Genomic DNA, 10,544 nt, shown 5'->3' with positions numbered 1-10,544 from the left:
CCCCCTGAGACTGTAGACATTTTTGTCGATGGTCTTTTTGTAAGCTCCTTCCCGCTTGGCCGCCGCTCGGAACCTTCCCAGGAGGTCTCCGTCTTCGCGATGGAGGTCCGGGCTTAGCTCGGCTAGCGGCGGGAGGCTCCCGGGCTTTAGCTTGTTCGCTGAGCGCACGACGTTCGAGGGGCCACCGCCCTTCAGATAGTCCCACACGTCGGCCAAAAAGGAATCATGGCCAGGAGAGTTGGGATCGAGCCGGCCCGCCATAGGGGCCCTATTGTTCTGGCGAAGCCAGATGCTTAAAGCATACAGAGCAGCTCCGGCCCCCGCGATGGTGCCTTGGGGTACGCCTCTGCCCCGGGCTGCTGCCTTGAGGTCGGAAACAAGAGCCTCATCCTCAGCAAACGGCTCGCTGCGGTCGCGCTTGGCGTAATCGAGCCGAAACACTGTGTTCGCCACGAGTTCTGGTTGCGGCGGCAAAGCACCCGGCGCCCCCCCACCCCGATCCAGCCCGAACGCTTGCCCGAGCTTCGAGCCAATGCGCGACATCCATCCGCTTCGCCTGCTACGCGCCGCGGGGGCGGCTACCGGCGGCGCCGCCTCGGACGTGTAACGCATGCCGCTGACCTCGCTGTCCCGCAGTGTAAACGGCAACGGCATTTCACTCGAAGCGCCGAAGGGAGCCCGAGGGACCTCAAGGCCGTAGCGCGAGCTGCCGAACAGGCTGTCCAGCTGCGACACCGGCAGCGAATGGCCGTGGCCGGTGCCCCCGGTCCTTCCAACACCCGCTGCAGGGCCTGCATCGGGCGAAGCAGCCTCCGTAGAGCCCTCATCAGAGGAGCTCACCTGCAACTCGTCCAGCCGCCGCTCAAAGCTCTCTTGCTGGCTTGTGTTGTCGGGTTGTTGCTCCGCCTGCTGCCGAGCCCTGAGCTCGGCGTACTGCTGAGCGAAGTCCGGAGCGAACGAGTTCAACTGCCAAGGCTGGAAATAGGAACCATCCATACTACTCTCCATTTGGCTCTGGCGAATGTGCGCAGCCGAGCTCAGATCTGACGTGAGGGAGATGAAGCTAACTGCGCGAGGGCGACGGAGGCGCTAGCCGCGAACGGGTCGAGGTTGGCGCCAGCAGATTACAAACCATCGGCCCTCCACCAAAAGGGACACCAATCCCGCTTTCGATTGCTCGGAGCAGGAGAGCGTTCCGACTACAGTCAAGAGGCGACGTCGCCGCTTGGCAATCTGGTCTCTGAGCTATCAGGGTGAGCTTTCGATAAGCTGACGAGCCTCAGAGGGATTCACAATGAGCCAAGAGTGCTCGCGGGCTGGAGTAGCCCCTTCGGGTAATCCCAGGCAGGCACGAGGCGTGCGATGAATAGTAGAGTCGAGGAGAGGCGCGGTGACGCGTTTCGGATCTCCGAACGCTTTGGGTTCGCCACTGCTACGCCTTCATGGATTAGAATGCCTGAGATGTCGACGCGCACCATAGGTCTCGATCACGCGGCCCGCGCTGAGGCGCTGCGAAGCGCCAACTTGACGGCGTAGCACTTCCCGCCTTTCAAGAACGAACTCCGTAAGCGGGCCTTCGTCGTCGGCGACTTCGAGCCCCTCGTCGAAGCCCTTATGCTTGGCAAAATAGGCCAATGCTGCTTCAGGGCTCAGTTCTCCGGGGATTGACCATTCATCCTCTTGTGCCGGGTCAAACAGCGGTGTGGCCCGCCGCAGGGTGTACCAATGAACCCTGTCCGAACCGTCGTTGGCAGGCTGCCGGGTGAGTATCTCCAAGGCTTCTACAAGGCTCTTTCGAGAGGCCGAGAGACGCTCAATGTCGGTGTCGGTCTGGTCGATTCTGCCGGCACGCGTAGTTTCGCCGCCGGTCATTTTGCCCGAGCGCAACATGGCCAGTTGCTTGTCGATCAGCTTGATACTGTCGAGATAGCCTATTGCCGTTTCCAGAATAACCGTGACAGGCCCGGGGATTTCGCGTTCGCCGGCTTCCCATCGGCGCACCGTGCGCCCATCTTCAACCCGCACGATTTTGGCCAGGGCGTCGGCGCTTAGTCCAAGCGCAGCGCGCGCATCCTTCAAAGCTTCCGGCGTTCTGACGAGGGTCATAAAACCCTCCTAGGGCCATTGGACCTAGCTATGATGTAGGTCCAGCTAGCCCTAAGAAGCAAGAGTTCCATCTTTTTTTGCCTTTTGAAGCGGCAACAAAAGCGGCAAAACAAGCGGAGAAAATCTTATATAACTATTGAATATTGCTATATATTTTATTGGCAAAGGAAGCGGCAAAAAATGAACATATCAGCAATGGAACCACTCCTGCCCGAGGATCGGCAGGAACTCGAAGATCTGGCGACCGACCTGGTCGCTAAGGCCAACACACTGGCTGGCCGCCTCCACCCGGTGATGCGGGCCTCGGTAGGCGACTTGGTGCGCTCGATGAACTGTTACTACTCCAACCTCATCGAAGGCCACAACACACTGCCCATCGACATTGATCGAGCACTGAACAACGACCTGGCCAAGGAGCCAGAGCGCCGCAGTCTGCAATTGGAGGCGCGCGCTCACATTGAAGTCCAGCGGATAATCGATCGCGGCGAAGCCCCCTCGCCCGCGCTGTCCGTCGGCTTCATTATCTGGACGCACAAAAACTTCTGCGAGCGCCTGCCCGAAGAGTTGCTGGTCGTCGACCATCCCACGACCAAAGAGAAGATCAAGATTGTCCCCGGCGAACTTCGTAAGGACCATGTGAGAGTGGGGCGTCACATCCCGCCCGATCCAGCCGATCTCCCCGCATTCCTGAAGCGTTTTGCCGAAGGATATTCGTCCCCGCACCTTTCGAAGCTGCGCAAGATTATCGGCGTTGCAGCATCACACCATCGCCTAGCTTGGATTCACCCGTTTTTGGACGGCAATGGCCGCGTGACACGCCTGTTCTCACATGCGCTCTTGCGCGAATTGGATGTCGGCTTCGAGCTTTGGGCCGTTTCGCGGGGACTTGCGCGGCGGGTCGCCGATTACAAAGCAAATCTGCAGGCAGCAGACGAACCGCGGCGCGGTGATCTTGATGGCCGCGGTAATCTCACAATGTCGGGACTTGTCGGATTCTGTACGTTCTTCCTGACCATGTGCGTCGATCAAATCGACTTCATGGCCGGACTCCTGGAGCCCGAAGAATTACTGAGGCGTATGGAAATCTGGACCGAAGAGGAAACGCGCGCAAAGCGGCTTCCAAAGGGCGCTTGGCCTTTACTGCGCGAAGCGGTGATGGCCGGAGAGTACGCACGGGGTAATGCGCCTGCCCTTACGGGATACGAAGAACGCCAAGCGCGAACGGTCCTCAATGCCCTTATTGAAAAGGGCTACCTGGTTTCACCCACGACGCGCTCGCCAGTGAAGCTCGGATTCCCCACAGCCGTGGTCGATCGATGGTTTCCTAGACTGTACCAGCCGGTCGGCTGAATTCCCGGCGGGTGACGCCGGGCGCGACCATCGTAAAATCGTAAATACGATTCTAGCTCAAGTATCGCTCCTCACCATGCATCCTCCGGAAACCAAAAAAAGCTTTCGATGTGGCGGTCGAAGGCTTTCCGGATGTGTCGCACGTGGGTGGGACGATAAGCGCCCGCCACGTCGGCGCGATTGAGCGCGCCGACGTCTCAAAAAGCGTCACCGCATTCGGACAAATTGCTGGATCGGGCTCGAACGGGGAGTTCTCCTCAAGACGGCGGCGCGGACAGGCAAATCGTAAGCCGCCACAAACCCGCGGCGAAGCGCCCCGCCGGATCAGCGGGGCGCAGCACTCGGCTGAACTCACTCGCCGTTCTTGCGCGGCCGCGACCAGAGAAGCGTGTAGCCTTCGCCGCCTTCGTCGTCGAACAGGTTCGCGTAGATCGGTGCATTGAACGAGGGGTCATCGAGCTTGAGCGAGAGGTAATCGCGGCCCTCTTCGGAGCGCTTCGACCAGGCTGCGCCGATCTCGGCCCGGCCCACGTAGATGCGGTGGCTGGGAGCGTTGTCGTTGGAGCGGTTGGTCTCGGCGACGATACGGACGCCCTTGGCTTGCAGGCTCAGGGTGACAATCTCGCCCTGGAAATCGTTGCCCACCTTCTTAAAAGAACCGATGTTAGCCATGTCACTTCTCCTGTTGTGTTTCGAGCCCGCGACCACCGCGGCCTCGATGGCGATCTAAAGGCAGAGGACGATCGGCGACGCACCCCTTGCGGGCCGGAGCGCAGCGGAGGACGCCGTTGTTGCGGCTTTCTTGCCTCGCGAGGAATGGGCGAAGCCCAGGGGAAGAAAGCCGCATCAACGGCGTTGCGGCTCAGACGATCGAGGCGGAGCCGGTCCTCGGCCAGATAAGCCATCTAAGAGGCCACGTGCGTCCGCGTGCTGAATCGCAAGCTCGGGAGAAGACTTGGCAAATCTCGGTTGAGTTGCACAAGAAGTTGAAAAGATTCAGCGAACAAAGAGAAACAATCTGCCGCAAAGGGCGGTGTCGTCCCCGAGAGAACGATCGAGAGCAACGCGACGCGCCAAGCGGCTAGGTGGGCCGGCCAAGATCTAGGCAGCCTGGTCGAAGCGTTCCGAATAGGGGCCGACAACCTCTCGCTCTAATCACCTTGACCCCGTTTCAATATGGTGATCCAGGCGGACCTGTTCGACGAGCAAGGTGAGGATCATCCCTCACGCGCGGCGGCCGTGAGAATGGTTAAGAAGGGTGCTCCACCAGTCTAGCCGGCTCGAACAGGCGGGTCTGGGCAAGTAGGAACAATCATGCGCGTCCAGGTCGCGCCGCCAACGCAAAATGCGTCGCCCCCCTGTTCTGCGCAAGCGGGAGCACCGGATTGTAGCCGGCAGTGGCAGCTGGAACAGCGAATGCGGCCGCGATCACGACGCGCGAAGTCACGGACGAGTAACAGCGACGGCAGGCTCACCGACGACAAATGTCAGCGCCCCGGCGGCCGGTGGTGTGAAGACAAGACCAGGTGCGAGCATGGTGGCGTCGTCCGCATGGATATGCAATCGCGCTCTCCACCACCGTCACCGCGGCGCAATTTCAGATACAAAGACTGGATGAGGCGGAGTTGCGAGGCGTCCAACTCCGCTTTGATGGTTTGGAGAAGAGAGGACGACGACGCTCACGCGTCGCCGAACTTCCACACTGGGATCCCGAAACGCTTCGCCTTGTCCGCGAGGTTGTCCTGGATTCCGGTACCCGGAAAATGCATGACGCCGATCGGCAAGAGCTCGAGCATGGCATCATTGCGCTTGAAGGGTGCTGCTTTGGCGTGCTTCGTCCAGTCGGGCCTGAAGGCGATCTGGGGCACCTTGCGGGTCGTCGCCCATTTGGAAGCGATCAGTTCGGCCCCTTTGGGTGAGCCACCATGGAGCAGGACCATGTCGGGATGCTTGGCGTGAGCTTTGTCGAGGCGATCCCAGATGAGGCGGTGGTCGTTGAATTCGAGGCCGCCGGTGAGTGCGATCTTCGGTCCTGCCGGCAACATGACCTCGGTCTGGGAACGGCGCTTGGCAGCGATGAAGTCGCGGGAGTCGATCATAGCTGCCGTGAGCGTGCGGTGGCTCACCAGCGAGCCCGACCGAGGACGCCAGGACGAGCCGGTGTGAACCTCAAATTGGTCGACCGCCTGGTCGCGAAAGATTTCCAGGCAATTTCGGCGCTCGATCAACGTGATGCCTTCCGCCGTCAGGCGCTCGAGCTCGACCGATCGCACCTCTGACCCATCCTGCTCCCGCTGGCTCCTGTGCTGCGCTTGTTCATTGTCGTCGAGCTGGTGTTCGATGCGAGCGACGGCACGATGGAACAGGTTGACGGTTGACCAGAGGAGTTCGTCGAGGTCCGGTTCAAGCCGCGTATTGCTCAGAGTGGCAACCAAAGCGTCGAACATGTCGACTATGGTACCGGCGATCATCTTGCTCTCGGGGAGAGGTCTTGAATCTGGCTGGTCGTCGAAGGGGCGATAGCCGAACAGCTGCAATTCGCCGAGGACGTGTTCGGTCGGAGACGGGACGTGCGTCGGTTCGATGTCGTCGTGGTCGGTCATCGGAAGAGATCCTTTTGGCGGATTGGCCGCGCCCATCGCGGCCTTCGTGGCGATCACTCAGACGGTGGGCGGACCGGGCCAGAACCCGGAGCGGCTTGTCCGCCCAAGCCCGGCAGGGCGCGAGCGGGAGCGGAGGGCTGAAGCGGCAGCGGAGGATGGCGAAGACCGGCTATTTTGCTTCGCGATGCAAAGCGCGCTCGCCAGATCGCGATCGTGTCTTCTCATCGCCTGCGCGCGGCGGAAAATAGCCGGACGCAGCCATTGCCGGCCCGGGCAGCTTGCCGTCCGATCGCCCGCTAGAAGGCCGGGGTCGCGTCCTCTCAGCCAGTATGGCCTCGGCTATGAGCGACCTTTCCCCATCGGTCGAACTACCGCAGCTACTCGGCGTCGATCGTGGACGAGCGCAGGAAGCGGGCGGCATCGTCGGGAACGAGTTGAAGCCGCAACGCTGCCCGGAGGGCCTCAAGGCCGAAGATGTGCAGATCTTCATTGAAGTCGCCCAGCCGAGGCGACAGCGCGATCGCTTCAACGCCTGCGTCTTCCGCGCGACGGGTAACGATCGCCTGTACGGCGTCTCCGGCGGCATCGGCATCGCGGGCGATATAGAGTCGACGCAGGCCGGACGGCAGCAACATGGCTGAGAGGTGATTGGCCGAAAGCGCAGCAGCCATCGGCAAGGTCGGCAGGACGCAGCGCAGCGACAGTATGGTCTCGATGCCCTCGCCGGCAGCAAGCACGTCATCCACCAGGCCGAAACGAACAGCGTTACCGAGCAGGTCGCCCATGGCCCGCCGTGGGGTGTCGATGGGAGCCTTGCCGAGCCGGACGCGATCAAAGCCGTCTGGATCGAGCCAAGTGCGATGCACGCCGCAGATCCGCCCATTAAGATTCGTGACGCTGGCTATCATCGCTGGCCACGTTTCCGTCGGCAAATGCTCGTCTGGTCGATAGTAGCACCGTGGATGGAAGCGTAAGCTGCCGCCATCGTGGATACTGACTATTCCGCGACGCCGCAAATAAGCTTCAACCACCGTACCGTCGATTGGGCTGGACATTGCAAACAGGCGACGGGCGGCTTCCTGCGATCCCGCCATAACTGCTGGACTGACGGCTTTCGGGGCAGATTGCTGCTCGGAAAGAGGTAGCGTTAGAAAGCGTCTTGCCTCCTCGGTAACCTTGCGAAAATCTCGCAAGGCCAGACTTTCGCGGATGATATCGAGCAGGTCGCCATGTTCTCCGGTGGCGGCATCAGTCCACTTTCCGGCGGGCCCCTTCGTCGATTCCTGGAGCCGCACGAACAACGAACGTCCTGGCGTGTTGTGGACATCGCCAACCACCCAGTACCGCCCCACCCGCTTGCCATTGGAGAGATAGTGTCGGCATACTCCCTCGGCCTCGCGCGCGAGGCGGCGTGCCAGCTCTGAGGCATCAAAGGCCATCACGCGCCCTCCCGCTCACCGAAGCGCCAACCAGATAGCTATCGAGCACCTTCGCCACGACCGCCACACCGCTTGCGTCGGTGCAGACGCCGGCTTTGACCCGGCCTACATTCTTCTGGCTCAAGAGGAGTTTGCTGAAGGGAATGTCGCTCGACGGCGACAGCTTGATCTTCTGAACGGCGTTTGCCATGCAGCTTCTCCGAACTGGGCGGCCGGGAGCCTCTCTCTCGGCCTCCAACCCGTTCATGGACAAGCCTGTCCTGCTCTCGCTCTGGCTTTTGGCGGCAAATGGCGCCCCTTGGCGGCTGCCGTGCTATCGGAAAAACCAGGACGCGCCGTTCACATCCCGGATCGAATGAAGCTCAAAATGGCTGGCGCCGGTAGCACAGGCGGTTATGTTAACTGCCCATGAGCCATGACGTTTGGGTGGACGCGAAGCTGAACGCACGAACGCGTCTTCGTGGCGGCGATATGGGCCGATCGTGTTGTCGCGAGAAGCCCGATATTTCGGATGTCGTCGTCGCAATCCTATTCGCGGATCTTAATCCCGCAAGCGATCCGGAACCGCCCGGACCTGTCAGCCCGCGATGGACATGACCGCGAGAGAGCGGCGCCCATGCACCCGTGAATAGAAAAGGTGGACGTGCCAGGCCGGAGACCTAGATCTCCGGCCTGGCCGACATTAGGACGCCCGGTCGAGCAACTTCTTGGCCTTGGCTTCCATGTCCAGGCGGACATCTTGATGCGGCTTGTCGCGCGCGACCGCGGTGATGCCCTGCACGAAATCGAAGATGCTTTCAGGCGGGCGGCCTTCCTCCGCCAGCACTGCGTCAATCACCTTGCCTGTCTCGGCCTTGGAGAAGCCGCGGCGGCGCAGAAACTCGGTGCGATCCTCGTCACTGCGTGCCACGATCCGCTCGCGGGCGGCCTTGATGCCGTTGACGAAAGGCATGGGTGAGGAGTTGGCGAAGTTCGACAGTGCCGGGGCTGCCTCGTGAGCAAAGCGCGAGGCTGCATATTTGGAATGGCGGATGGTAATCTCCTCGAAATCTTCCACGCCCCACAGATTGCGATTTTGACAAACCGCACGAAGATAGAAGCTCGCCATGCCGAGCGTCTTCGCGCCAACTTCCGAGTTCCAACAATAGAAGCCTCGGAAATAAAGGTCTGGCGAGCCGTCACGAAGACGACCAGCTTCGATCGGGTTCGCGTCATCGACCAGAAAGAGGAAAACGTCCCTGTCCGACGCATAGAGGGTCGTCGTGGCCTTGGAAATGTCGACGCCGGGATTGTAGATGCTGGTTGACCAGTCGAGCACACCGGGCACCTTCCACCGTGTATCGCCTGTGCCATTGCCAGCGATGCGCTGTACGGCCTCGACCAGCTCGTGGTCGAAGATCCGGCCATAGTCGGGACCGGTGACGGCGCGAAGCTCAACACGGCTATCCTCGGTCTCGAGCGTCTTGATCTGCTCGACGCGATTGGCGGTCAAGCCATATTGCAGGTTGATGGCCGCGAGTGCCGCAGGCAACTGCCTCAGGTAAGCCGCCGGAGCACCAACCTGGCTTGCAAGCTGGCCGAAGCTCCAGTGGGTCGGCGCAACTGGTGTGTCGGAGCCGGGCAACATCAAGGCCAGCCGCTCAGGGTCGGCACGGCTTGCGTCGACATGGATGAGCGCGCATTCGACCACGCGCGTCCGGCTGCGGCTCGCACGATCGTGCACCGTGCGGGCCAGTTCGTTGAGCGACAAATAACGCTCATCTGCCGGGCGGGAGAACCACTCCGAGGACACCCGACCGACGCGCTCGCCGCGACTCACATCCACTCTGTATCCGCCGCTCGCAATGCGGCTGCCATCAACGATCTGCGTATTCATGGGAGCAATCTCCATGACGGGCGCCGGAAGACTCTCCTCCGACCCTCAACCCGTCATGGCCAAGGCCGCCCCACTCTGCCTCTCCTGTTTCATCGGCCGCCCGGCCCCATGACATTCCGCCCCGCCGCAGCTTCCGTCAGGGATGGAAGCCCGAAGGGTGAAAACCCGACGCAAGGCGGGGTTTCAGCGCCAGCCGACAGCCCGCTCCCGCAGGGAGACGGCAACAAACCCAGGAGTTCGGTATCCGCTCGCATCGACGTTGTCGGCATCGATGCAGTCAAGTTCGAAGGATAAGCGGCGGTGAGGACGCGCGGCTCAATGTATCCACCGGCGAGACGTTTGAATGACCCATCACTTTTGCTTCGCTGGCGGCTCCCGGTTCGATGTCGGTCAGTAGCGATAGTCCCCGCCAGATCGCGGTATCTCCCAGATGGCCCGGTGCAAGGCGTTGCCCGCGCGGGCTGCTCACGGTGTCGCCCTACCAGATTGCGGCGGCGGAACATACCGGTTACGGAAGAGGCGAATGTCCCATGGTCCTCCCGGACCCCGCACGACCGTATAGGGCACACTATTGATCTCGATGGTCGTCTGCGCTGGTTCGAACTCGGCAGTAAGCCGTGCTGACCTGACTGAAGAATCAGGGAAGCAGGGCCGGTTGATCACGATGGACCCAGTTCGGGCCGACAACAGGCCCGAAATCCAGATGCCACGAGTTATTCATTGGCCCTGTTGCTGCGATCCAGTCGCTGGTGACGGCGTGAAGGCTCGGCGGAAGACGAGAGTCCGGCGGCTTCTTGATTCTGAAAGCCGAGTTCGCGGGACGGACCCACAACAGACGGCCCGGCTTGCTGGCCGTGCTGAAGCGCGAATGCGTGGGCGAATTCGCGCACCGTTGAGTCGTCGCTGCGTATTCTGTCGCGCGGGGCTCCAGTCGCGCCAACTCGAGGAGAGCGCGCTGGCGACGCAGGTTCTCCTCCGAAGCAGTGAAACTCAAGCTGCGGCTGGTGTCTGCGCGGCGGCGATCAGGGTGAGACTCCAGCGACAATCAAGGTGAGACTGCGCCGATGGGGGCGGACCGAAGGGAGGGCGTAGCCCGACCGGAGGACCGTCCCCATCGGCGTCGCGCGTTTTTGGACCCGTCTGGCGGCCGGGTGCGGCTGGTGCAAGCTG

General features: G+C 61.5%; 7 protein-coding genes and 1 pseudogene. 1 reads left to right on the top strand and 7 read right to left on the bottom strand.

All coding sequences use genetic code 11. The annotated features are described in order from the left end of the window. A pseudogene (locus tag H8A95_RS38505) lies at window positions 1–996 on the bottom strand (hypothetical protein); the annotation flags it as partial. A gap of 444 nt (window positions 997–1,440) precedes the next feature. Then, window positions 1,441–2,106, bottom strand: coding sequence for a helix-turn-helix domain-containing protein (locus H8A95_RS38500; RefSeq protein WP_229171125.1), 666 nt, complete (start codon window positions 2,104–2,106; stop codon window positions 1,441–1,443). A 180-nt stretch (window positions 2,107–2,286) separates the two neighbouring features. Between H8A95_RS38500 and H8A95_RS38495 the strand changes: the two genes are divergently transcribed. Continuing rightward, window positions 2,287–3,456 carry a Fic family protein gene (locus H8A95_RS38495; protein ID WP_229171126.1) on the top strand — a complete coding sequence of 390 codons (1,170 nt, stop codon included), beginning with the start codon at window positions 2,287–2,289 and terminating at the stop codon, window positions 3,454–3,456. Window positions 3,457–3,807: 351 nt separating this feature from the next. Here the strand turns inward: H8A95_RS38495 and H8A95_RS38490 are convergent, their stop codons facing one another. The 5 genes from H8A95_RS38490 to H8A95_RS38470 form a co-directional block, all read right to left on the bottom strand. Continuing rightward, the gene (locus tag H8A95_RS38490) at window positions 3,808–4,128 is read right to left on the bottom strand and encodes a DUF736 domain-containing protein (protein ID WP_018454792.1); all 321 of its coding nucleotides are present in this window, start codon (window positions 4,126–4,128) and stop codon (window positions 3,808–3,810) included. Window positions 4,129–5,135: 1,007 nt separating this feature from the next. After that, window positions 5,136–6,059 carry a DUF2493 domain-containing protein gene (locus H8A95_RS38485; protein ID WP_229187806.1) on the bottom strand — a complete coding sequence of 308 codons (924 nt, stop codon included), beginning with the start codon at window positions 6,057–6,059 and terminating at the stop codon, window positions 5,136–5,138. 377 nt (window positions 6,060–6,436) lie between these two features. Then, on the bottom strand, window positions 6,437–7,498 hold the full coding sequence (locus H8A95_RS38480) for a DUF7146 domain-containing protein (RefSeq protein ID WP_229171127.1): 1,062 nt from the start codon (window positions 7,496–7,498) through the stop codon (window positions 6,437–6,439). Then, window positions 7,488–7,688, bottom strand: a complete 201-nt coding sequence (locus H8A95_RS44600; protein WP_376711767.1) for a hypothetical protein — start codon at window positions 7,686–7,688, stop codon at window positions 7,488–7,490. The genes H8A95_RS38480 and H8A95_RS44600 overlap by 11 nt, the downstream gene beginning before the upstream one ends. Window positions 7,689–8,180: 492 nt before the next feature. Then, window positions 8,181–9,374, bottom strand: coding sequence for a DUF932 domain-containing protein (locus H8A95_RS38470; RefSeq protein ID WP_229171128.1), 1,194 nt, complete (start codon window positions 9,372–9,374; stop codon window positions 8,181–8,183). Between the last annotated feature and the right edge of the window lie 1,170 nt (window positions 9,375–10,544).

It is taken from the genome of Bradyrhizobium oropedii (assembly GCF_020889685.1).
GTDB lineage: Bacteria > Pseudomonadota > Alphaproteobacteria > Rhizobiales > Xanthobacteraceae > Bradyrhizobium > Bradyrhizobium oropedii.
Note: the sequence above shows the minus strand (reverse complement) of the source record. Positions and strands in the feature narration are given on the sequence as shown.